We start from the raw sequence: 22,882 nt of genomic DNA on the forward strand, positions 1-22,882 counted from the left end.
AATTTACCCCCCCCCAATCCGGTCACCCTCTAAAATCGTGCCGGTTTTGCCCCACCCGCCCCCCCCTCTTAGTTTTTTACCAAAAAAAAAAAACCCCGCGGGCGCGGTGGGCCCCCCCCGGCTCATTGTGTCGTCCGGTTTTCAGGGCTGCTTGGGCAGCAGCGACCATACCGCCGGCACCAGGCTGGCGGCGAGCGCAACCTTGATCAGGTCGCCGAGGACGAACGGCAAAACGCCGAACTGCCACGCCTTTTCCGCGCCGATGAGGGTGGCCAGCCAGGCAAAGCCCATGACCATCATGACGATTTCGGCGACCAGCATGGCGTTGAACAACTTGATCGGGTGGCGGTCCCAGCTGCGGTCGGCGGCCCAGCCGACAATGGCCGCCATGACGACGAAGCCGGCGAGATAACCGCCGGTGCCGCCGATCATGTAGGCGATGCCGATGCCCTTTTCAGGCGTGCTCTGGAAGACCGGGAAGCCCATGGCGCCTTCGGCCATGTAGAGAAGCAGGGTAGCGACGCCAAGCCGCAGGCCAAATGCGGTGGCGATCAGCAGGACGGCCAGCGTCTGCATCGAGATGTCGACCGGCCCGAGCACGACTTTCGTCTTGGCCGACAGGGTCAAAAGCAGCGTTCCGGCGATCGCCAGCAAAAGCTGGGTTGCCAGGCGCTGCGCGCCCTCCTGGGGCAAAGCGAGAGAAACAAGCGGGCGCATCGTCGTTGCAAGTGCCATGGTCTTCCCCAATCCGGATTGCCGCAGATCGCGGCCTTGCGTTTTTCTATATTGGCTTCCGTGTTATGCGGCAATCAGTTTTGCCGTCTTCCTGAACAGAGATTCAACGACACCGCCATGGCGCTCAAATTCGACACCAGCTTCGATCCGGCCTATGGCGAGGGCGTCACCGTTGCGCCGGACGTCTTGCGCGTCACCGCCAAAAACCCCAGCCCGTTCACCTTTCACGGCACCAACAGCTACATCGTCGGGCGCGATACGCTGGCGGTGATCGATCCCGGCCCCGATGACGAGGCGCATTTCCAGACGCTGCTCAAGGTGATCGCAAACCGGCCGGTCAGCCATATCTTCGTCAGCCACACGCATCGCGACCATTCTCCGCTGGCCGCCCGGCTGAAAGCGCACACCGGCGCTATTGTACTGGCCGAAGGCCCGCACCGCCCGGCAAGGCCGCTGCGGATCGGCGAGATCAACCCGCTCGACGCCAGCGCCGACACGGTTTTCGTCCCGGAGATCGCGTTGCCCGACAATGCGCTGGTCGAGGGCGATGACTGGACGATCCGGACGGTGCTGACGCCGGGCCACACCGCCAATCACGCGGCATTTGCGCTCGAAGGCACTGGCATCCTGTTTTCAGCCGACCATGTGATGGCGTGGGCGACATCGATCGTGGCGCCGCCGGACGGAGCGATGGCCGACTACATGGCCTCGCTCGACAGGCTGATCGCGCGCGGCGATCGCCTGCTGCTGCCCGGCCATGGCGGCCCGGTGACCGCGCCGCGCAGCTTCATGCGCGGCCTCAAGACCCATCGCAAGATGCGCGAACGGGCGATCCTCGAGCGGATCCGCGACAGCGACCGGACGATCCCGGACATGGTCAAGGCTATCTACCGGGACACCGACCCGCGCCTGCATGGCGCCGCCGGCCTGTCGGTGCTTGCCCATCTCGAGGACCTGGTGGCGCGCGGCCTGGTTGCTACCCAGGGTGACCCGGCCATCGACGGCGTTTTTGTGCCGGTGGGGTAGAGAACTATTCAGCCGGCGCGGCACCCACCTGCCCTGCAACCTCCTGGTCGAGTTCGGCGAGGAACCCGACGATGCGCGCCGCATTGTCGCCGAGGTCGTAGCGGCCGTAGCGGGAGGCCGAGCGCATGTCGACGACGATCGTGTCGCCGTCATTGCTGACCCGGATGGCGACGTCGGCGGGCAGGCCGACCACGAAGCTCCGGGCAACGGCCGATATCGTCACCTCGTCCTGACCGTCCGTCACCGGATATGGCGCAGTAAGTTGCCAATCGCGGCGGTCGAGCACGGTTTCAACGGCGTCGACGACGGTTTCGAAAGGCAGATTGTAGCTATGCCCGGTGACCAGCGGATAGGCGTCGGCCTGCAGGCGCGCTTCGCCCGGCGTTGGCAGCGCGAGCACGTTCATGTCCTTGGTGCGGTCGCTGGTGTCGAGCACTGGCGGATTGTCGAGGTCCGTCGTGATGTCCCTCAGGGGCGGCGTGGTCGCCGCCAAATAGGTGGCAAAGCCGTAGGGCGTCAGCACCAGCAGCGCCAGCAGGGCGCCGACCGAGAGGTCGCGGCCGCCACGGTCACCGAAATGCCACAGCCGGGACAAAGCGAGGCCGGCAAACAGCAAAGCGAACGCGGCAAGCAAGGCGACGATCGCCAGCACCCACAGGAAGGCCGGCGTTTCGACCAGTTCGAAATGATGGCCGGCCAGCACGGTCAGCAGCAGGACCAGGGCAAAAGCGCCCGTGCGCCGCGACCAGCCGGCCGCCTTCGATGTCTGCCGCTCGTCAATTTCCATTGTCTTCAGCACCGCCCCAACCCGCACAGACGCTTAGAGCAAAGGATGCTCAAATTGAACATCCCCTGCCCTAACGTTTTTGCCGCCGGTAGCTTGAAGGTCAAGGAAACGCACGGTCCCGGTCAATCCGTCGGCAGGCGGTAGTCGCTGAACTGCTTGCGCAAGGTGATCTTCTGGATCTTGCCGGTGGCGGTGTGCGGGATTTCGCTGATGAAAGCGACGTCGTCGGGCATCCACCATTTCGCCACCTTGCCGTCCATGAACGCCAGTATGTCCGCCTTGCTCGGCTCCTTGCCGGGTTTGGCGACCACGACCAGCAAGGGCCGTTCGCCCCATTTCGAATGATGGACGCCGATCGCCGCGGCCTCGGCGACATCGGGATGGCCGACGGCGAGGTTCTCCAGGTCGATGGTCGATATCCACTCGCCGCCCGACTTGATGACGTCCTTGGCGCGATCGGTGATCTGCATGTAGCCGCCGGAATCGATATGGGCGACATCGCCAGTGTCGAACCAGCCGTCCTTGTCGAACTGCTCGGCGCCGACGCCGCCATAATAGGCGCTGGCGACGGCTGGACCGCGCACCTTCAGCCGGCCGAAGGTCTTGCCGTCCCAGGGCAGTTCCTTGTCGTCATCGTCCGTCACCTTCATCTCGACGCCGAAGGGCGGGTAGCCCTGCTTGCCCTGGATATCGAGCCGGGCCTCGCCCTCGAGCGCTTGATATTGCGGCTTCATGGTGCACAGCGTGCCGAGCGGCGACATTTCGGTCATGCCCCAGGCATGGATGACTTCGACGCCGTAATTGTCCTGGAATTTCCTGGTGATGGCGCGCGGACAGGACGAGCCGCCGATGACGACTTTGCTGAGATGGGGAAGCTTCTTGCCGGTCTCTTCGAGATGCTGCAGCAGCATCATCCAGACGGTCGGCACGGCGGCGCTGAAGGTCACTTTCTCGGTGTCGAGCAGCTCGTAGATCGAGGCGCCGTCCATCTTGCAACCGGGCATGACCAGCTTGGCGCCGATCATCGGCGCGCTCTGGCCAAGGCCCCAGGCATTGGCATGAAACATTGGCACGACGGGGAGGATCGTGTCCCGCGCCGATAGGCCCATGGCGTCGGGCATGGCGGCGATCATGGCATGCAGCACATTCGAGCGGTGGCTGTAGAGCACGCCTTTGGGATCGCCCGTCGTGCCGGAGGTGTAGCACATGCCGGCTGCGGTGTTTTCGCCGAAAACCTTCCAGGCGAAGTCGCCATCGGCCTCGTTCAGCCAGTCCTCATAGGCAACCACATTCGGCAGCGTCGTTTCAGGCAGATGCGCCTTGTCGGTCAGGACGATCACCTTTTTCAGCGATTTGACCGCGCCGGCGATCTTTTCCAGCAGCGGCATGAAGGTCAGGTCGACGAAGATCCCTCTATCCTGCGCATTGTTCATGATCCAGACGATCTGCTCGGGGAACAAACGCGGGTTAAGCGTATGGTAGATGGCGCCGATGCCCATGATGCCGTACCAGGCCTCTATGTGGCGCGCCGTGTTCCAGGCCAGGGTCGCGATGCGGTCGCCGAGCACAAAGCCATCGCGCTCCAACCGTTGAGCGACCTTGAGCGCGCGGCGATGAACTTCAGCATAGGTGGTGCGAACGACAGGACCTTCGATCGAGCGCGAGACGATCTCGCGCGTCCCGTGCTGCCGCTCGGCATTGTCGATCAGCTTGTGGCAGAGCAGCGGCCATTCCTGCATCAGTCCGAGCATCTGGTTCCTCCCATTGCTTCCTCGTTTTTCCCGTCTTTTGTTCCATTGTGGGACGAACGGACGGATTGTCCAGCCATGACGTCTCCAACCGTTAACGGCTGAAGCAAGCAGTGATCGAAAGGCGGGGAAAACCGCCACAATCCGGCCATCGTCGACGTTAAGGTTCGTTAACGGGGTAGGGGTGCGGATTGGCGACTGAAAGAGGTTCGCATGGACACGCAGCTCGACGACAAGCAGATCGACGACAAGCAGATCGACGGCAGGCAGATCGACGACAGGCAGATCGACGACAGGCAGCTGGATGACAGCGGGGCCCAAGACGTGCAGTTGGACGATATTCAACTCGACGACAAAGAGCTTGAAGACACGCTTGCCGCAAGTCTGGCCGATCTCGTGCCGGAGGCCAAAAAGGTCTCCGAAGACGAATTTGTCGAGGTGGTCGGCGGCGCCCTTGAAGCGGTCGGCGGCACGCTGCTGTTCAAAATGTGCGTCCAGAACGAAGGCGAAGGCCAGCATGTCGCCGCCGCATCGATCGGCGATGGCGGCAATCGCCAGTTCCTGCTGCTCACCTTGCCGACAGGCGGCGGCCCACTGAAGGTCGAGACGACGTCAAGAAGCACCAACCCGGTAGCCGGTATTGCCGCGGCCTATGCCGGCCTCATGGACGTGTTCAAGACCGCAGCCTGAGCATTCCACGCGGGATCGTTTTTAGTGATCGGAAGGCCAGCTCTGGGCTACTGGCGAAGGCTTGCGCAACGGGTTCTCCAGACACATTTTAGAGACATGGGAAGCATCCCGCACGCTCTCAATCGGACTGTGCTCCCAATGAACAAGGAGAACCCCGCATGGACCAGATCGCCAACCCCGCCCCCGGCTTTCAGAGCAATCCCGGCAAGGTCATCACCGTCGAACCCTATCGCGGTACCGTGGTCGTGCGTGCCGGCGATACGGTGATCGCCTCATCGACGCGGGCGAAGCTTCTGTCCGAACCGCCCTACCGCCAGGCATTCTACATCCCCTTCGAAGACATCGACTTCACCCAGCTCGGCAAAACCACCCTGTCGACCCACTGCCCCTACAAGGGCGACGCCAGCTACTGGAGCGTGCTGCCGGCCGGCGAGACCGGCAAGGACGCAATGTGGGGCTATGAGCAGCCGTTCGACGAAATGGCTGAGATTCGCGACCACGGCGCCTTCTATCCCGACAGGGTGACGATCGAAGCAGCACCGGCCTGAGCAAGCGACTCAAGCCGCCGTTGCTCGCTTCGTCATCCCAGGGTCTTCGCGACGGAGCTTCGCTCCTGTTTCATCCTGGGATGACGAAGCTCAGAGGCCTCGGCTAATCTCAAACGTCGGCGACGTCAGTCCAAAGGCGGTGAAACTGCCTGCCGCCGCTTGATCCTAATCAGTCGTCCCGTCGTTGCCGACACCGTCGGCGTCATCCAGCCGCACGAACATCAGCCCCTTGGCCTTCAGCGCGAGCAGACCTTGCACGACGCCCTCGCCGGCGGCGTGGGTCGGCTGGTTGATGTGGGCGATGATGACATCGCCATCCTTGGCGGCGGCGATGCGCCGGGCGGTTTCTTTGCGCCGAGCAACGAGCCGCCATCGCCGTTGATCGAAAAGCCGGCGACCTTGAAGCCAAGCTTGCGGATCATGGCGATAGCCGACGGGCTGTATTCGGCGGTCGCGCCGCGAAACCATTTCGGCGCCGGCTCGCCGGTGCCAGCGAGAGCGGCAGCGCCCGATTCGACTTCGGCCTGCACCGCTTCCGGGCTGCCGGCGCTGCGGATGCCATAGATCTTGCGCGGCGTGTCGACGGCCGGGATGTGATGGCCGCCATGGTTTTCCAGTTCGAACAGGTCCGGATGCGCGCGCATGATCTCGACGGCGGCGGCGTTGCGCTTCAGCCAGATACCGGTGACGAAGATCGTCGCCGGAATCCGGTTCTCCACCAGCGCCGACAGGATCCTCGTATCGGTCTGGCCGCCGCAGGCGTCGAGCGTAAGCGCGACGCGGCCGACACTGCTACCGTCCTCAGCCTTCAGATGCAGCGCCGGCTCGACAAGCGGCGCGGCCTGGGCCGAGGACACGGCCACGATAGATAGCGCCAAGGCGCAAAACAGCTTTTGCAAGGGATGCCTGTCTTGTCTGAGAATCGGCGCTGTCATAGCCGCATCCCAGGACCCGCAACAAGGCGGAAATCGGGATAGTGGCCGTGAGAAAGCTGATATCCCGACAATGTGACCGCCGCGCACCGTCAGACGGCGTGTTCCAGTTCCACATGCGTGCGTGACAGGACTTCGCGCACGGCCGCGACGACCGGTTCGACCTCGAGGCGCCAGACGCAGCAGGCCTTGCTGGGATCGAGCGGATTGCACAGGCTGCCCGCCACGCAATTGCACGGCATGGATGGCTGCAAGGCGAGGCTGGGCACGCCGACCGGTCCCCAGACGGCCGGGCTGGTCAGGCCGAAAAGGCCGACAACCGGCGTTCCGGCCGCTGCTGCCATGTGCATGGGGCCGCTCTCATTGCCGACAAACAGCCGCGCCTGCTGCAACACCGCCAGCAGCGTTTCCAGCGACAGCGCGCCGACGAGGTTGACGATCGACGCGGCACTGGCGAGGATCTGCTCGGCCGGCTTGCGCTCGTCAGGGCCGCCGACGAGTACGAAATCCAGTCCGGTTTCGCGCGAAATCGTGTCGATCACGGCGGCAAAGCGTTCATGCTGCCAGCGCCGGCCGTGAAAACTTGCGCCGGCATGCACCGCGATAAAGCCGTTTGGCCGCAAATGGTGTTTGTCCAGCAATGCCTGGGCCCTCGCCGTCTCCATCGGCAATGGCCGAATCGACGGCACCCGCACGCGCAGGCCGACGCCGAGCGGCTCGAGCGGCGAAAGGTAGCGGTAGAGATAGTGACGTTCGCCAAAACCGAACGGCTCGGCAAAGACATTGGCGGGCTGGCGCTCATGCCAGCGCAGCGGCCTTTCCGGAGGATTGTAGCCGATGCGGGTGCTGGCGTTGAGGAACCTGACGATGAGCCGCGATGTCTTTGAATCGGTGAGGTCGATGGTCAGGTCGAAACGGAATTGGCGCAGCTTGCTGATCATAGAATAGAGCTCGCGCCCACGCTCCAGCGGGGTGCCGCGCATGGCGGCGCGGCGGAAGCTGACGACCTCGGCGGCGATGCCGTGCGCGGTGACGAAACTGGCGAGGCGCGCCTCGCAGAGAAAGACGATCCTGACACCGGGATATTCGAGCTGCAGGTTCTTGGCGAGCGTGGAGGACAGAACAATATCGCCGATGAACTTGGTCTGGATAATCAGGATCGAGCGGAAGGGTCTGGGCGAAATCTGTAACATCTTTTTCTCGGCACCGGGCGGGTTGGGGGGCCGTGAAATTGGGAAGAAACGATGTCTGGATTGCGTGTTGGGGCGCGCACATCAGCGTGAATTTGCTTACAAAATCGTAAGCTTAGCGCCAAACGGCCACCCACGGGTGGCCGTTTCATCGATACCGAAAGGACTGTGTCGAAATCAGGATGCCGCGGCGCTCTTTTTGGGGCGCGGCGCTGCTGTTTTGGCAATCTGCACCGCGGCTTGGGCTGCGGCCAATCTTGCGATCGGCACGCGGTAGGGAGAGCACGAGACATAGTCGAGGCCGACCTCTTCGCAGAAGCGGATCGAGGCCGGATCGCCGCCATGTTCACCGCATATGCCGAGCTTGATGTCGGGCCGTGTCGCCCTGCCCTTTTGCGCAGCCATGCGCACCAGTTCGCCGACGCCCTCGATGTCGAGCGAGACGAACGGGTCCTGCTCGATGATGCCTTTCTGCCGATAGGTCTCGAGGAAGGACGCCGCATCGTCGCGCGAGATGCCGAAAGTGGTCTGGGTGAGGTCGTTGGTGCCGAAGGAGAAGAACTCGGCCGTAGCAGCGATGACGTGGGCGCGGATCGCCGCGCGCGGAAGCTCGATCATCGTGCCGGTGAGATAGTCGATCTTGACGCCGGTCTCGTCCATGACAGCCTTGGCGACCGCATCGATGCGCGCCTTGACGTAGTCGAGCTCCTTCACCAGGCCGACCAGCGGCACCATGATCTCGGGAACGACCAGCGCGCCGGCTTTCTTGCCGGCCTCGACGGCTGCCTCGAAAATGGCGCGCGCCTGCATCTCGGCAATCTCGGGATAGGAGACGGCGAGGCGGCAGCCGCGATGGCCGAGCATCGGGTTGAACTCGTGCAGGGCTTCGGTGCGCTGCCTGAGCTTGTCGAGCGAGACGTTCATGGCGGCGGCGACCTCCGCCACCTCCGCTTCCGTCTTGGGCAGGAATTCGTGCAGCGGCGGATCGAGCAGCCGGATCGTCACCGGCAGGCCTGCCATGATCTCGAACAGTTCGAGGAAATCCGAGCGCTGCATCGGCAACAGCTTGGCAAGCGCGGTGCGGCGGTCCTTCTCGGTATCGGCCAGGATCATCTCGCGCATGGCGACGATACGCTCGCCGTCGAAGAACATGTGCTCGGTGCGGCAGAGGCCGATGCCTTCGGCGCCGAAGGAGCGCGCCATGCGCGCATCGAGCGGCGTCTCGGCATTGGTGCGCACCTTCATGCGGCGCACCGCATCGGCCCATTCCATGATGGCGGCGAAATCGCCCGACAGTTCCGGCTGCAGCATCGACACGGCGCCCTTCAGCACCTGGCCGTTGCTACCATCGATGGTGATGATGTCGCCCTTGCGGAAGGTCTGGCCCATCGACATCAGCGTGCCGGCCTTGTAGTCGACACGCAGCGAGCCGGCGCCCGAAACGCAAGGCTTGCCCATGCCGCGCGCGACCACGGCGGCGTGGCTGGTCATGCCGCCGCGCGTGGTCAGGATGCCTTCTGAAGCATGCATGCCGTGAATGTCTTCGGGGCTGGTTTCGATGCGCACCAGGATTGCCTTGCGACCTTGCGTCTTCAGATCCTCGGCATCGGCGGACGAGAAGACGATCTCGCCGGTCGCGGCGCCCGGAGAAGCCGGCAGGCCGACGCCGATGACATCGCGCGCGGCCTTGGGGTCGATGGTAGGATGCAACAGCTGATCGAGCGAGGCGGGATCGATGCGGGCGACCGCCTCCTCCGTCGTGATCAGCTTGTCGCGCGCCATTTCGACGGCAATCTTCAGCGCCGCCTTGGCGGTGCGCTTGCCGGAACGCGTCTGCAGCATCCACAATTTGCCGCGCTCGATGGTGAATTCGAGATCCTGCATGTCGCGGTAGTGCTGTTCCAGGCGGTCGGAGATGTCGACGAAGGACCGGAACGCGTCCGGCATCAGTTTCTGCAGCGACGGCTTGTCGGAGCCGGCGGCGATGCGCGCCGCCTCGGTGATGTTTTGCGGCGTGCGGATGCCGGCTACGACATCCTCGCCCTGCGCGTTCACCAGGAATTCGCCATAGAGCATCTTTTCGCCGGTCGAGGGGTTGCGCGTGAAGGCGACGCCGGTGGCCGACGTCTCGCCCATGTTGCCGAATACCATGGCCTGGACATTGACCGCCGTGCCCCAGCTTTCCGGGATGTCGTGTAGGCGCCGGTAGGTGATGGCGCGGTTGTTCATCCAGCTGGAAAACACCGCGCCGATCGCCCCCCACAGCTGCTCGTGCGGGTCCTGCGGAAACGGCCTGTCGAGCTCCTCCTCGACCTTGGCCTTGTAGAGGGCAATGACGCTCTGCCATTCCTGCGCTGTCAGTTCGGTGTCGAGCTCGTGGCCGAGGCTCGCCTTCTGGTCCTCGAGGATTTCCTCGAACACTTCGTGGTCGAGACCCATGACGACATCGGAATACATCTGGATGAAGCGGCGGTAGCTGTCATAGGCAAAGCGGGCATCGCCGGAATCGGCTGCCAGCGCCTCGACCGTCTCGTCATTGAGGCCGAGATTGAGCACGGTGTCCATCATGCCCGGCATCGAGGCCCTGGCCCCGGAGCGGACCGAGACCAGAAGCAGCTTCGACGGATCGCCGAAACGGCGCCCGGTCAGTTGCCCGATATGGTCCAGCGCCTTGACGACGTCGGCCTGCAACGCGGCCGGATAGCTGTTGCCGTTGGCGTAATAGGCGTTGCAGACTTCGGTGGTGAGGGTGAAGCCCGGCGGCACGGGCAGGCCAAGACTGCACATCTCGGCCAGATTGGCGCCTTTGCCGCCGAGAAGGTTGCGGTCGCCCGCACGTCCTTCCGCGGCGCCATCGCCGAAGGTGTAGACCCATTTGGTCATGCTCGCCCTCCAAGTTCTCGGAAGATTAGAACCCCGGGGCCAAGACCCGGTTCCCCCCGCGCTCCGACCCGAGCGTTATTATGCTGCAGTGCGAAAGGCAAGGTGTGGCAGCGAAGCCCGGCGACTACAATCGATTAAGCAAAAGCTGCGTCGAAAAGACTTGCCGTATCGCTGCCCAAGATATAGAACATATAGGGAACAAGTTGGGAGCAGCGTGATGAAACTCAACGGAAAACTCGACTATCTCGAACTGCCCGCGACCGGCGCGACGCTGGGCAGCGTCAAGGCTTTCTACAGCGCCGCCTTCTCGTGGTCGTTCACCGATTAAGGGCCGACCTATTCGGCCTTCGGCGAAGGGCTCGATGGCGGCTTCCAGGCCGATGCAGCCGAGGCTCCGGCGAAACCATTGCCGGTGCTCTATTCGCAGGATCTGGAAGCAACGCTCGACGTTGTCGAAAGCGCCGGCGGCACGATCGTCAAGCCGATATTCTCGTTCCCGGGCGGCAGGCGGTTCCATTTCACCGATCCCGCCGGCAACGAGTTGGCGGTCTGGGGCGAATAGCGCTTCCCCGCGCGAAGCGGTGGATCAGTTTTGCACAGTGGCCAACTCGGCATTGAGCTTTCGTGCCGCTCGTCTTATAAGGCCGCGCGCAACGGGCAAAGCTCGCTTGCTGGGGCGTCGCCAAGTGGTAAGGCATCGGTTTTTGGTACCGACATTCCCAGGTTCGAATCCTGGCGCCCCAGCCAAATCACATGCCTTTGGAATCAATGATTTACCGACCTCATCGATGGCTGCCGTCAGGAGCTATCTGACTCCCACGCGACCCCGACTCCGTTGACAGAGCCGGGGCCGTGCGGAGAGGATCAGTAATCGTTGTCGTCCTGGATGACGACGGGATGATGCCGATGATGTCGATAATAGCGATGATGGCTGCGCTCGATCGAGCCGGTCACGATGACCGTATCCCGGCGATGATGTCTGCGGCCGTGGTCGTAGAAGGCAACCGTGCCGTGTCTGCGGTGATGAAGGCGTTGACCCTGGTCATTGATGACCTTTACGCTCCTGTGATGATGTCGATGGTGGGTCGTGATGACCACGTCAGCTTCGGCTGCCGGAGCTATCGTCGGCATGGCAATGAACAGCGCCAAGGCGCTCACGATCATTGTTTTCATTGTAATATCTCCACCTGCTAATTATCCCTTCGCGGGGATAACCGCGTCCCATCCCTTTGGTTCCGAGTAGCGTCGTCGGTCCACGGGCGCGATCAGTGACGGCTGCTCCCGTGCAACACGGCGTATCGAAAGAAGAAGTTGCGACAGCAGCTCCTGTTGGCAACTTCTGGTAAAGGCGCTCTTTCAAGCCGACCACCAGGGTTACGCCACTCGACAAAGGAGCGCTGCACAGGACCCTTCTATGTCGTCGCGTTCGATCTCCTGATCTGTGACGGGAAACACCCGTCTTGCGAGGAAGACCGTCGGCACAATTTGTGAGATCTACGAGACCAATCAGGCCATTTCAGATCCCATAGGTCGGGCCGTCTCAGATCCCGTAAGAAAGTGCAAGGTAAACCACCGGCGCCAAGATCAGCAGAACCGCGATTCCGATAACCACTGCGATTGCCAGGCGCTCTGTTCGCCTGACAAGCTCAGCGACCTTGTCGTCGTCAGCCGATGGTATGAGGTCAAGAACGGAAGAAACTTCCGCAGGACTGTCGTTGTCGTTTGCGGGTCGGGTTGCGCCGTCACGCACTGATCTCTGGACAAAGGTCACTGTCAGCCTCTCTATTGAACGAACACCGCTTGGCGGTGTCACGACGATCGGGTGCCCGCTAACCTCTCAGGAATGGCGGGCACCCGATTGACCACCGATGAAGGGACTCATGCTCGGCAGCCGGGTTCCAATGTATCGGGAGGGCATAGGTTGCCCGCCTTCGGGCCTATGGCTCCGACGTCAGGACTTCAGTCATACCCTGTTCGGACCTTGGTCTGGCAATCGACGAAGCGATGGCCGCCATTTTGTTTCGACGCAGAAAATGCGGGAACATTAGTAGGCTCTTACGAGTTCACTCCCAGCAACTAGTTCGGGAGAGATACGGTGAACAACATAATCTGGCTCATCGGAGCAGTCGTTATCGTGATTGCGATACTGAGCTTCCTGGGCTTCCGATAAACGTGGCAGCTGAATTGCTGTCGGAGCCTATTGCCATCTGCGCCTTGTAGGCATCGCTTTCGCGTTGGCCGGCGCTTTGCATGTGGGCTTTGGCGTTCGCTCTCAGGTGGCGCTTAAATTCCTTCTCTTCGAACCTTACAGAATGCGCGTCGCAAGCAGGTCGCAAGGGCGACGGTCCTGTTGCAACAGTCGGATCGAGGCCATCGCCGACGAAATCAACAAAGCATGCTGCGTCAGCTCGCCTCGCGCATCGCCTCGGCGGCCTGCAGATCGACCGAGACCAGTTGGCTGACGCCCTGCTCGGCCATGGTCACGCCGAACAGGCGGTTCATGCGCGCCATCGTGATCGGGTTGTGGGTGATGATGACGAAGCGCGTCTCGGTGGTCGCGGCCATTTCGTCCATAAGGTTGCAGAAGCGCTCGACATTGTGATCGTCGAGCGGCGCGTCGACTTCGTCGAGCACGCAGATCGGCGCCGGATTGGTCAGGAACACGGCAAATATCAGCGACATCGCCGTCAGTGCCTGCTCGCCGCCGGACAGCAGCGTCATGGTCTGCGGCTTCTTGCCGGGCGGACGGGCAAGGATTTCGAGACCGGCTTCCAGCGGGTCGTCGGATTCGATCAGCTGCAGTTCGGCCGTGCCGCCACCGAACAGATGCGAGAACAGCCGCTGGAAATGGCCGTTGACCACCTCGAAAGCGGCAAGCAGCCGTTCGCGGCCTTCGCGGTTCAGGCTCTGGATCGCTTGCCTGAGCTTGCGGATCGCCTCGATGATGTCCTCGCGCTCGGAAACGATGGCCTCCAGCCGGTCCGACAATTCCTTCTGCTCTTCCTCGGCGCGCAAATTGACGGCGCCGAGCCGCTCGCGCTCAACCTTCAGCCGGTCGAGCTGGCGCTCGATGTCGCCCATTTCGGGCATCGGGCTGTCGGCTTCCAGGCCAGTATGGCGAATGACCAGATGCGGCGGCGTGTTCAGCGTTTCCTGGATGCGCGCCTCGACCTCGAGCCGGCGCTCATCGGCGGCGGTCAAACGCTCTTCGGCGCGGACGCGGGTTTCGCGGGAATCGGCCAGCGACTGGATCGCCGCGGTGGCGGCCTTGTCCAGCTCGGCCTGCTTGTTCTCGGCCTCCTGCAAGCGGTCGGCGGCCGCCTTGCGCAAGGTCTCTGCCTCGGTCAGCTGCGACAGCAGCGCGCGGCGCCTGGCGTCGATCTCGTCGGGGGCGTCGGCCAGCGTTTCGCGCTCGGCCTCGGCCTCGGCCCTGCGCTCGCCGAGCGAGGCGATCTGCGTCGAGGCGTTTTCGGCCCGCTGCAGCCAGTTGCTGCGCTCGGCGCCGATGGCATCCAGCCGGCGCGTGCGCGCCTCGGCTTCGCGGCGCAGGCCTTCATGGACGGCGCGCGCGTCGGCCAAGGTTGCGCGATCGCGGCTGACATTGGCGGCGGTCTGTTCGAGCTGAAGTTGCAGGTCGCCGAGATCGGGGGCGTCCTGCAGCAGCATTTCGGCCTCGGCGAAGGCGGCGGCCGTCTCTTCATGGCTGTCGACGATGCGCGCGCGCGCCTCGTCGAGCGCGGCGCGGCGGCTTGCCAATTCGCCGCCGGCCTTTTCGGCCTCGGCCAGTGCGCTGCGGGCGGCGTCCAGGCCGTGCTGGGCATCGCGCCCGGCCTGGCGGGCATTGCGTTCGGCCTCACTCGCCTGGCGGAGTGCCTGTTCGGCCTGGGCAAGGGCGGCTTCGGCCTCGCGCACGATCTGCGTCGCCTGTACCGCCTCGGCATCGAGCTCGGCCAGCCGGTTCTTCTGCGCCAGCCTTTGCGCGGCCGCGGTCGGTGCATCGGCGCTGGCGGTCAGCCCGTCCCAGCGCCACAGCGCGCCGTCGCGGCTGACCAGCCGCTGGCCGGGAGCGAGTAGAGCCTGCAGCCGGCGGCCGTCAGAGGTGTCGACAATGCCGATCTGCGCCAACCGTCGGGCAAGCTGCGAAGGCGCGCGCACCACGCTGGCGAGGCTCTTGAGGCCTTCCGGCAAGGCCGCATCGCCTGATTGAACCTGGCTTTCGCCCCAGTGCACCGGCGCGCTGCGGTCGAGCGGCACGTCGAGATCCTCGCCAAGCGCAGCACCAAGGGCCGTCTCATAGCCGCGTTCGACGCTGAGTTGCTCCAGCACCGACGGGAAAAGATCGCCGCTGGCGGCATTGAGGATCTTGGCCAGCGTGCGGGCTTCGGTCTCGATGCCGGCGAGTTCGGCCCTGGCATCCTGCAGCGGCGGACGGGCGGCACTCTCGGTGGCGCGCGCCTCGGCGACCGCCTGTTCGGCAGCAATGGCGCCGGCCTCGGCCTCCTCCAACCGGGCGAGCGCGTCCTCGACCAGAGCGCGCTTCTCGGCGGGATCGGGCAAGCCCGCAACCTTCGACACAATCTCGGACAATTCGCGGTCGACATCGGCCAGCTGGCGGGCAAAGCGATCGCGGCGTTCGGCGTTTTCGCGCAGCGTTCGTTCGATCTGATTGCGCGCGGCGGCGGCCTCGGCGCGTTCGGCGGTCAGCGCAGCGAGCTTGGCTTCGCTCTGCGACAGCGTTGCGCCGGCCTGCTCGAAAGCGGCCCGCGTCGTGGCTTCGCGCTCGGCGGCGCCGGCATTGTCTGAGTTGAGCGTGGCTTCTTCCTCGCGCAGGCGCTCAAGAATATCCGCATTGTCGCGGACCATGCGCTCCTCGCGGGCGATGTCGCCGTCGAGCTGCTGCAGCCGGCGCTCGAGTTCGGCCTGGCGGGCGCGGATGCGGCCTGCCTCCTCCTCGATCTGCGCCTTGGCGATCGACAGGCGCTGGAAGGCGGCAGCCGCGGCGGCCGCGGCATCGCGCAGATCGGGCAGCCGGTGGGCACCGATGCCTTGCTCACGGGCGGCAGCCATCTGGGCGGCGGCGCGGTCGCCGACCAGAGCTGTGGCAACCGCCAATGCCGAACGCGCATCGCCCTCCTGGGTTTTGGCCAAAGTCCAGCGCAGATGCAAGAGCGTGGCTTCCGCCTTGCGGATATCGGCCGACAGGTTCTTGAAGCGCGATGCCTGGCGCGCCTGGCGCTTAAGGCTTTCGATCTGGCTCTCCAGTTCGCCGACGACATCGTCCAGCCGTTCCAGATTTTGTTCGGCCGCCTTCAGCCGAAGCTCGGCCTCGTGACGGCGCGTGTGCAGGCCGGAAATGCCGGCGGCCTCTTCGAGCAGCGCGCGGCGCGCCTGCGGCTTGGCCTGGATCAGTTCGCCGATACGGCCCTGTCCGACCATGGAAGGCGAGCGCGCGCCGGTCGACTGGTCGGCGAACAGAAGCTGCACGTCCTTGGCGCGGGCTTCCTTGCCGTTGATGCGGTAGAGCGAGCCGGCTTCGCGCTCGATGCGGCGCGACACCTGCAATTCATCGGCGTCGTTGAAGGCGGCGGGCGCGGTCCGGTCGCTATTGTCGAGGAACAGCGTGACTTCGGCGGTGTTGCGGGCCGGGCGCGTTCCCGAGCCGGAAAAGATCACGTCGTCCATGCCGGACGCGCGCATGTTCTTGTATGAGCTTTCGCCCATCACCCAGCGCATCGCCTCGACAAGGTTCGACTTGCCGCAGCCATTCGGCCCGACAATGCCGGTCAGGCCACGTTCGATGACGAACTCGCCGGGTTCGACGAAGGACTTGAAGCCGAGGAGGCGAAGGCGCGAAAACTTCATTCGCGCCTGCCTGGAAGGCACAAAGGTGCGCTGACGCCGAAGCGCAGTCGCTCCGGCGCCGCCTGGACGTCAGAGCAGAGGGTCGATGATGGCCGATATTTCCTCAATCGACATCGCACCTTTGTAGGTTTTCCCGTTGATGAAGAAGGTCGGCGTCGAGTCGACCTTGAATTCATCGGCGCCGCGCTTCTGGACCGATCTCACATCGTCCAGAAGTTTCTGGTCCGTCAAGCAGGCCTCGAAGGACTCCTGTGTAAAACCGGCGAGCTTGGAGATCTGCAGCAGCGCATCCTTGGTATTGTTGACGCCGACCCAGTTGGCCTGCTGCTTGAACAGCACGTCGACCATCGGGAAATAATTGTCCTTCGAACAGCGCGCCAGCATGAAACCGGCCTCGGCGCTCGGATCGAACGGGAATTCGCGCAGGATGTAACGCGCCTTGCCGGTGTCGATGTACTTCGTCTTCAACTCAGGGAAGGTGGTCGCGGCGAAATGCGCACAATGCGGGCAGGTCATCGAGGCATATTCGACGATGGTGACCTTGGCGTCATCCTTGCCGAGCTGCTTGTCGGGCAAAGCGCCGGGCTTCAGCAGTTCGGCCATGTCGACATTGCCGGAAGACTCCGGGACCTTGACGGCGGCCGGAGTGGCAGGCGTCGAAGCAGGCGCGGGAGCCGCAGGCTTCACATCCGCTGCTTTGGCATCCTCGCCTGAATCGCTGCATGCGGCGAGCATAGCCACTGCCGGAATGACGGCCAGCGAAGACAGGAGGTTTCTGCGGGACAAGCTACGGTTCATGCGAATCACCTGACTGTGGTTTGATTTTGCAACGCAAAGGCTAGAAAAGGCGAGAGTTGGCGGGAATTAAGGCATCGCCGTCCCCATTCCAATCGCCAAACTCTACATGCAGGATCACGAATGCGCGAGATAGATGACGCGTTCATGACCGACTGATTACCGGTTGATTACCTTGGCCGCTTCCTTTGGCCAAGAATTGTGGCGCCAAGACGCTCCAGCGAGGCGCGCAAGCCTTCATCCTCGATCTTGCCGACGGTATCCGACAATTTGGCCTTTTCGACAGAAGTCAGTGCTCTCGGCGTCGGTTTCGGCCGGGCTTTGTCCCTCAGCACCGGCTTTTGCACGATCCGGATCCTGCCGATCGCGTTGAAGCCGAGAAAGGCATTGACGCGGTTGATGATCTCGCCGGTCTCGTGCTGTAGGTGCAGCGCGGCCATGCCTTCGCAGGCGATGACCAGCACCGCCGGCTCGAACGGATCGTCCTCATGCATGCGGCGCGGCCACTGGATTTTTTCGGGGCGCGAATGGCCGGCGAGCCTGGGGCCGGCGATCTCTTCCCATGACTGCACCAGCCCGATCGAAATGCCGGCCCGCTTGCGCAGCACGGGGTCGAGGATCGCGGTCGCGAGATCGCTCACCGGAACGGGATTGCCGTAAGGCGTTCTCCCTGCCATGTACGTTCTCCAGCCACGCTCCTCACCAGCCTAGAGCCAGCCCGCGATCAATGGCACTGCACGAACAGACCCGCAAGGCCGCATCCGGACCAACTCTATCGGGAGAGATCGCCGCGCGTCTGCTTGCCTGGTACGACGCGCACCATCGCGAACTGCCGTGGCGGATCACGCCGCACGCCGCGGCCGGCGGTGCACGGCCGGACCCCTATCGCATCTGGCTTTCGGAAGTGATGCTGCAGCAGACCACGGTCGAAGCGGTAAAATCCTATTTTCGCGCCTTTGTCGAGAAATGGCCTGATGTGAAGGCGCTGGCGGCTGCGCCGGCCGAGGATGTGATGAAGGCCTGGGCCGGGCTCGGCTATTATTCACGGGCGCGCAACCTCAAGGCCTGCGCCGATCTGGTTGCGAGCCAGGGCGGCCGTTTTCCCGACAACGAAACGGGATTGAGGGAATTGCCGGGGATCGGCGCCTATACGGCGGCGGCGATCGCGGCGATCGCCTTTGACCGTCCGGCGGCGGTCGTCGACGGCAATGTCGAACGTGTCATCTCGCGGCTCTATTCGATCGCAACGCCGCTCAGCGAGGCAAAGCCTGAAATCCGCGCGCTCGTCGAAAGACTGGTTCCGCAGACAAGGCCGGGCGACTTCGCCCAGGCAATGATGGACCTTGGCGCCACGATCTGCACGCCAAGACGGCCGCGCTGCATGCTGTGCCCGGTGCGCGAGGATTGCAGCGCCATCCTGTCCGGCGACCCCGAGCGCTTTGCGGTCCGCCTGCCCAAGGTCGACAAACCACTCAGGCGGGGTGCCGCCTTCGTCGCCGAGCGCGGCGACGGCGCCATCCTGTTGCGCAAGCGGCCTGACAAGGGCCTGCTCGGCGGCATGACCGAGGTGCCGACCACAGATTGGACAGCGCGGATCGACGGTGCAACCACTTCGGAGGCAGCGCCCTTCCCTGCGGACTGGCGGCGCGCCGGAGAGATCACGCATGTCTTCACCCATTTCGCGCTCGCGCTCGAAGTTTTTCACGCTCAAGTGAAAAGTGATGCGCCGGAAGGGCATTTCTGGTCGCTGGCCCATGACATTTCCGGAGAAGCGCTGCCGACCGTCATGAAAAAGGTCATCGAAGCAGCGATACCGGGCGCAACCAAAAAACACCGCCCGATTGACTAGCATTCGCTTTGAAAGGCCAGAAATGACTGAAATCCGCCATATCGTGTTCGACATCGGCCGCGTCTTGCTCCACTACGATCCGAACATTCCGTTCAGCCGCCTCATTCCCGATGCCGAAGAGCGCAAGTGGTTCTTCGACAATGTCTGCACGCATGACTGGAACATCGAGCAGGATCGTGGCCGGACGTGGGAAGAGGCGGAAGCGCTGCTGATCGCGGATTACCCGGATCATGCTGAAAACATTCGCAATTTCCGGCGCTATTGGAACGACATGGTGCCGCATGCCTATGAGGACAGCGTCGCCATCATGCTCGGCCTGATCGAGAGCGGCCGCGACGTGACCATGCTGACGAACTTCGCCGCCGACACGCTTGCCGAGGCAAGACTGCGCTTCGATTTCCTTAGCCGCCCGCGCGGCGTGACCGTGTCGGCCGATATCCGTGAGATCAAGCCCGACCGCGCCATCTACGACCATCACGTGGTCGCGTTCGGCCTGGAGCCCTCCGCCACGCTGTTCATCGACGACAGCCCCAGGAATGTCGACGGAGCCAGGGCGGCTGGCTGGAATGCTGTGCTGTTCACAGATGCAAAAACGCTCAAGGCGGACCTAGAGCGGTATGGCATCGCGGTGTGAGCCGCGCAGAGGCCGGAAGGTAGCGCTCTACGACTTTACACCCTGAGATCAAGCCCCTGCCCGTTCCATGCCGAGCCTGGCGATGCGGCGCAGTTCGTCGATCGGGGTCAGGCCGCCCGAGCGCTCATAGTGCCAGAAGGTCCAGCCATTGCAGGCGTCCAGGCCCTGCACTTCGGCGCCGATCTTGTGGATCGAGCCGGCGCTGTCACCGATGGCAACCGTGCCGTCGGCGCGTACCTTGGCCGACCAGCGCTTCTTGGCATCGTAAAGCGTGGCGCCGGGCTGCATAAGCCCGGTATCGATGAGGCTGACAAAGGCGACGCGCGGCTCGGCGCGCTTGCCGGTGAGCACGGTGAGATCGGCGGTTTCCAGCGGCCGCACGGCATCGATGCGCTCATTGGCGGCGTCGATATAGGCCTGCTCGCGCTCGATGCCGACGAAATGGCGGCCAAGCCGCTTGGCCACGGCGCCGGTTGTGCCGGAGCCGAAGAACGGGTCGAGCACGATGTCGCCCGGCTTGGTCGAGGCCATCATGATGCGGGCGAGCAGCGCTTCCGGCTTCTGCGTCGGATGCAGCTTGTCGCCATTGTCGTTCTTCAGCCGCTCGCCGCCAGTGCAGATCGGGAACAGCCAGTCGGAGCGCATCTGGATGTCGTCGTTCGATGCCTTCATGGCTTCGTAGTTGAAGGTATAGCCCTTGCCCTTCTGGTCGCGCGAGGCCCAGATCATGGTCTCATGCGCGTTCTGGAAGCGGCGACCGCGGAAATTAGGCATTGGGTTGGTCTTGCGCCAGACGACATCGTTGAGGATCCAGAAGCCGAGATCCTGCATCTTGGCGCCGACGCGGAAGATGTTGTGGTAGGAGCCGATGACCCAGATGGTGCCATTCGGCTTCAGCACGCGGCGTGCCGCCAGGAGCCAGGCGCGGGTGAAGGCGTCATAGGCCTCGAAACTCTCGAACTGGTCCCAGTCATCGTCGACGGCGTCGACCTTGGACTGGTCGGGCCGGTGCAAATCGCCGTCGAGTTGCAGATTGTAAGGCGGATCGGCGAAGATGACGTCGATGGATTTTTCCGGCAGCCGGTCGAGCGCGGCGACACAATCGCCCTTGAGGATCGTGTCCAGCCACTCGGATTGCTGGGGGGCGTGGGAGAGGTCGGCGAGAAGACGCACGGCAGACATTTTTACACCCAAGGCACGCGTTACTGTTTACTCCCCGTTATGGTTACCGATCAGCGTAAATATTCGGTGAAGGACGCAACGGTCCAGGCAGCCCTGACGTCGTCAATTTGCGCAGCCCGGCCCGTTGGTGTATGTCGCGCCGCTTGAGCCTTGCCGGGCCTCCATCACCCTCCCTCGTTCGGATTGCCATGCCCCAGCCAGATCTTGTCATCTTCGATTGCGACGGCGTGCTCGTCGATTCCGAAATCATCGCAGCCCGCGTCGAGGCCGAATTGCTGACCTTGGCCGGATATGAAATCTCGGCTGAGGAATACGCCGAAACCTATGCCGGACTGACCTTCAAGGACATCATGATGCGGGTCGAGCAAAAATCCGCCATCCCGTTCCAGGCCTCGATGATCGACCGGGCCGAAGAGCTGGTCGACCGCAAACTGCGCAGCGACGTGCGCGCCATCGACGGCGTGCGCGAGGCGGTCGCCGCGGTCACCGCGCCGCGCTGCGTCTGCTCGAACTCACGCTTGGAGCGGATCGAGTTCATGCTCGAGAAAGTGGGCCTGCTGCCGTTCTTCGCCGGCCGGATTTTTTCAGCGCTGGAAATACCAAGCAAGAAAACCAAGCCCGCGCCGGATGTGTTCCTGATCGCGGCGCAGCAACTCAACGCCAATCCGGCAAACACCTTCGTCATCGAGGATTCGGTGCACGGCGTCACCGGCGCCAGGGCCGCTGGCATGCGCGTGATCGGCTTCACCGGCGCCGCGCACAGCTATCCCGGCCATGCCGATGTGCTGACCGAAGCCGGCGCCGAAACCGTCATCCGCCGATGGGCCGAACTGAAAAGTGTGATTGCCGCTCTGTCGGAGTGGTCGGACGCCTGAACCGATCAGTCCTTAGCTTTGGCCGACTTAGCCGGTTTCTTCTTAGCCCTGTTGTAGGCAATCGCGGCGCGGACGAGCGCTTTCAGCGCATCCGCATCGATCTCGTCGCCCTCCGACACATCGATGGCGCGCCACACCTTGCCGTTGAGCCCGTTGTTGAACAGCCTGTAGGGATCCGGCAGGCTGGCACCGTGAGAAAAGGTCAGCTTCACCTTGTCCTTGTGAGCGTTGCCGACGGCGATCATGCCGTCGCGTGACCATACCGGGCTGCCCATCCACTTCCACTCCTCGATGATTTCCGGGTCGGCGTCGAGGATGGTCTTGCGCAGGCTGGCCAACGTCTTGCCCCGCCAATCGTCCAGCTCCCGGATTCGGGCATCTATCCGCTCGGAGGCAGAGGCGCCTCCCTCATCCTTGCTCGACATGCTGATCTTCATGGTCTGCCTCCGTTCACATCTTATCGCCGGGCAATCGGCTGGCCTGCTTCACCCAGGAGGCGAAGCGGGCTTCGTCGATCTCTTCGCCTTCATGGATGTCGAGATAGCGCACTTCCTTTTGCCTGGAACCGCCGGGAGGCACAGGATCGAGCGACGTGCCGCGAAGGAAGGCGACTTTGACGTATCTGGTGAAGCAATGCAGGCTGAGGAACCAACCCTCGCCCTCGATGCCATAGAACGGTGAGTTCCACTTCACCGCCTTGCAGACGCCGGGGACGGCGCTGACGATAAGTGCGTCGATCCGGCGCCCGACATCGCTTTTCCAGCCCGGCATGGCAGCAATATACGCCTGCACCGGAGCGTCCCCACAGGCCTTCGGGATCTGCGGGTTGCCGCCCGAAAGCAGGACCGGCTTTTCCGGCTTGTCTGGGGCCGGTTTTGCGACCTTCGATTTTCCCAGCGCCTTGGCCATGTCCTACCCTTGCGTGCCCTGCTCGCCACGCGATCTCGCGACGTAAGGCAGCACGAACATATAGAGGCCACTGAACAGCAGCAGGAATAGCGGCAGCAGCGGCGAATAGACCACCCAGGCCGGAGGTTGCCCGAACGCCATGGTGATGAAATTGGCTGCCACGGTCAGCGTGAAGATGATCGACAGCCAACGATGGGTTTGACGTATCCATTTGCTCAAGTTCATTGCAACCCTCCT

The 22,882-nt window shown here is 63.4% G+C and carries 19 protein-coding genes, 1 tRNA gene and 2 pseudogenes; 8 read left to right on the plus strand and 14 right to left on the minus strand.

From position 1 onward, the window contains the following. Positions 1–141: 141 nt before the first annotated feature. On the minus strand, positions 142–735 hold the full coding sequence (locus NKH38_RS04130; RefSeq protein WP_352904330.1) for a biotin transporter BioY: 594 nt from the start codon (positions 733–735) through the stop codon (positions 142–144). A 117-nt stretch (positions 736–852) separates the two neighbouring features. On the opposite strand from NKH38_RS04130, the gene NKH38_RS04135 reads away from it, so the two are divergent. After that, positions 853–1,761 carry an MBL fold metallo-hydrolase gene (locus tag NKH38_RS04135; protein ID WP_023692735.1) on the plus strand — a complete coding sequence of 303 codons (909 nt, stop codon included), beginning with the start codon at positions 853–855 and terminating at the stop codon, positions 1,759–1,761. Between the two features lie 4 nt (positions 1,762–1,765). Here the strand turns inward: NKH38_RS04135 and NKH38_RS04140 are convergent, their stop codons facing one another. Both NKH38_RS04140 and NKH38_RS04145 read right to left on the minus strand, forming a co-directional pair. Continuing rightward, the gene (locus tag NKH38_RS04140; protein WP_023684603.1) at positions 1,766–2,548 is read right to left on the minus strand and encodes a DUF1499 domain-containing protein; all 783 of its coding nucleotides are present in this window, start codon (positions 2,546–2,548) and stop codon (positions 1,766–1,768) included. A gap of 122 nt (positions 2,549–2,670) precedes the next feature. Further along, positions 2,671–4,299 (minus strand): fatty-acid--CoA ligase, encoded by a 1,629-nt coding sequence (locus NKH38_RS04145; RefSeq protein ID WP_023732079.1) that lies wholly within the window; start codon positions 4,297–4,299, stop codon positions 2,671–2,673. Positions 4,300–4,626: 327 nt separating this feature from the next. Between NKH38_RS04145 and NKH38_RS04150 the strand changes: the two genes are divergently transcribed. Both NKH38_RS04150 and NKH38_RS04155 read left to right on the plus strand, forming a co-directional pair. Further along, positions 4,627–4,986, plus strand: coding sequence for a hypothetical protein (locus NKH38_RS04150; protein WP_023670697.1), 360 nt, complete (start codon positions 4,627–4,629; stop codon positions 4,984–4,986). A 158-nt stretch (positions 4,987–5,144) separates the two neighbouring features. Continuing rightward, positions 5,145–5,534 (plus strand): DUF427 domain-containing protein, encoded by a 390-nt coding sequence (locus NKH38_RS04155; RefSeq protein ID WP_023731365.1) that lies wholly within the window; start codon positions 5,145–5,147, stop codon positions 5,532–5,534. 165 nt (positions 5,535–5,699) lie between these two features. Here NKH38_RS04155 and NKH38_RS04160 read toward each other — a convergent pair. The 3 genes and pseudogenes from NKH38_RS04160 to ppdK all read right to left on the minus strand — a co-directional run bounded on the left by NKH38_RS04160 (position 5,700) and on the right by ppdK (position 10,539). Beyond that, positions 5,700–6,469, minus strand: a pseudogene (locus NKH38_RS04160) (polysaccharide deacetylase family protein). A gap of 89 nt (positions 6,470–6,558) precedes the next feature. Further along, entirely contained in the window at positions 6,559–7,659 is a 1,101-nt protein-coding gene (locus tag NKH38_RS04165) for a glycosyltransferase family 9 protein (protein WP_023670694.1), read from the minus strand. A gap of 174 nt (positions 7,660–7,833) precedes the next feature. Further along, positions 7,834–10,539, minus strand: coding sequence for a pyruvate, phosphate dikinase (gene ppdK / locus NKH38_RS04170; RefSeq protein WP_352760691.1), 2,706 nt, complete (start codon positions 10,537–10,539; stop codon positions 7,834–7,836). Between the two features lie 217 nt (positions 10,540–10,756). Here ppdK and NKH38_RS04175 point away from each other — a divergent pair. Together NKH38_RS04175 and NKH38_RS04180 are read left to right on the plus strand one after the other, a co-directional pair. Next, positions 10,757–11,101, plus strand: a pseudogene (locus tag NKH38_RS04175) (VOC family protein). A 110-nt stretch (positions 11,102–11,211) separates the two neighbouring features. Then, positions 11,212–11,286, plus strand: a tRNA-Gln gene (locus NKH38_RS04180). Positions 11,287–11,403: 117 nt separating this feature from the next. Here NKH38_RS04180 and NKH38_RS04185 read toward each other — a convergent pair. The 4 genes from NKH38_RS04185 to NKH38_RS04200 form a co-directional block, all read right to left on the minus strand. Next, positions 11,404–11,712, minus strand: coding sequence for a hypothetical protein (locus tag NKH38_RS04185; RefSeq protein ID WP_023670691.1), 309 nt, complete (start codon positions 11,710–11,712; stop codon positions 11,404–11,406). Positions 11,713–12,942: 1,230 nt separating this feature from the next. Then, positions 12,943–16,401 (minus strand): chromosome segregation protein SMC, encoded by a 3,459-nt coding sequence (smc, locus tag NKH38_RS04190; RefSeq protein ID WP_352904331.1) that lies wholly within the window; start codon positions 16,399–16,401, stop codon positions 12,943–12,945. Positions 16,402–16,470: 69 nt separating this feature from the next. Continuing rightward, positions 16,471–17,199 carry a DsbA family protein gene (locus tag NKH38_RS04195; protein ID WP_023692056.1) on the minus strand — a complete coding sequence of 243 codons (729 nt, stop codon included), beginning with the start codon at positions 17,197–17,199 and terminating at the stop codon, positions 16,471–16,473. A gap of 167 nt (positions 17,200–17,366) precedes the next feature. Continuing rightward, positions 17,367–17,873, minus strand: a complete 507-nt coding sequence (locus NKH38_RS04200) for a DUF721 domain-containing protein (RefSeq protein WP_023687168.1) — start codon at positions 17,871–17,873, stop codon at positions 17,367–17,369. A 50-nt stretch (positions 17,874–17,923) separates the two neighbouring features. Here NKH38_RS04200 and mutY point away from each other — a divergent pair, with 50 nt between their 5' ends. Both mutY and NKH38_RS04210 read left to right on the plus strand, forming a co-directional pair. Then, positions 17,924–19,045, plus strand: coding sequence for an A/G-specific adenine glycosylase (mutY, locus tag NKH38_RS04205; RefSeq protein WP_023731298.1), 1,122 nt, complete (start codon positions 17,924–17,926; stop codon positions 19,043–19,045). A 22-nt stretch (positions 19,046–19,067) separates the two neighbouring features. Next, positions 19,068–19,679 carry an HAD family hydrolase gene (locus NKH38_RS04210; protein ID WP_023706678.1) on the plus strand — a complete coding sequence of 204 codons (612 nt, stop codon included), beginning with the start codon at positions 19,068–19,070 and terminating at the stop codon, positions 19,677–19,679. Positions 19,680–19,727: 48 nt separating this feature from the next. On the opposite strand, the gene NKH38_RS04215 is transcribed toward NKH38_RS04210, so the two are convergent. Then, positions 19,728–20,861 (minus strand): site-specific DNA-methyltransferase, encoded by a 1,134-nt coding sequence (locus NKH38_RS04215; RefSeq protein WP_023668392.1) that lies wholly within the window; start codon positions 20,859–20,861, stop codon positions 19,728–19,730. Positions 20,862–21,049: 188 nt separating this feature from the next. On the opposite strand from NKH38_RS04215, the gene NKH38_RS04220 reads away from it, so the two are divergent. Continuing rightward, positions 21,050–21,736, plus strand: a complete 687-nt coding sequence (locus NKH38_RS04220) for an HAD family hydrolase (protein WP_023698533.1) — start codon at positions 21,050–21,052, stop codon at positions 21,734–21,736. 5 nt (positions 21,737–21,741) lie between these two features. Here NKH38_RS04220 and NKH38_RS04225 read toward each other — a convergent pair whose 3' ends face one another. The 3 genes from NKH38_RS04225 to NKH38_RS04235 are packed head-to-tail and all read right to left on the minus strand — an operon-like array spanning position 21,742 to position 22,870. Continuing rightward, positions 21,742–22,173: a DUF1801 domain-containing protein gene (locus NKH38_RS04225; protein WP_023731299.1), complete on the minus strand. Its 432-nt coding sequence runs from the start codon at positions 22,171–22,173 to the stop codon at positions 21,742–21,744. Between the two features lie 13 nt (positions 22,174–22,186). Beyond that, a complete protein-coding gene (locus NKH38_RS04230; RefSeq protein ID WP_352760701.1) occupies positions 22,187–22,645 on the minus strand; it encodes a DUF1801 domain-containing protein in 459 nt (152 codons plus the stop codon). A 3-nt stretch (positions 22,646–22,648) separates the two neighbouring features. After that, positions 22,649–22,870, minus strand: a complete 222-nt coding sequence (locus NKH38_RS04235) for a hypothetical protein (RefSeq protein ID WP_023731301.1) — start codon at positions 22,868–22,870, stop codon at positions 22,649–22,651. Positions 22,871–22,882: the final 12 nt, after the last annotated feature.

This window comes from Mesorhizobium sp. M1078 (assembly GCF_040318615.1).
In the GTDB taxonomy this organism is placed as follows: domain Bacteria; phylum Pseudomonadota; class Alphaproteobacteria; order Rhizobiales; family Rhizobiaceae; genus Mesorhizobium.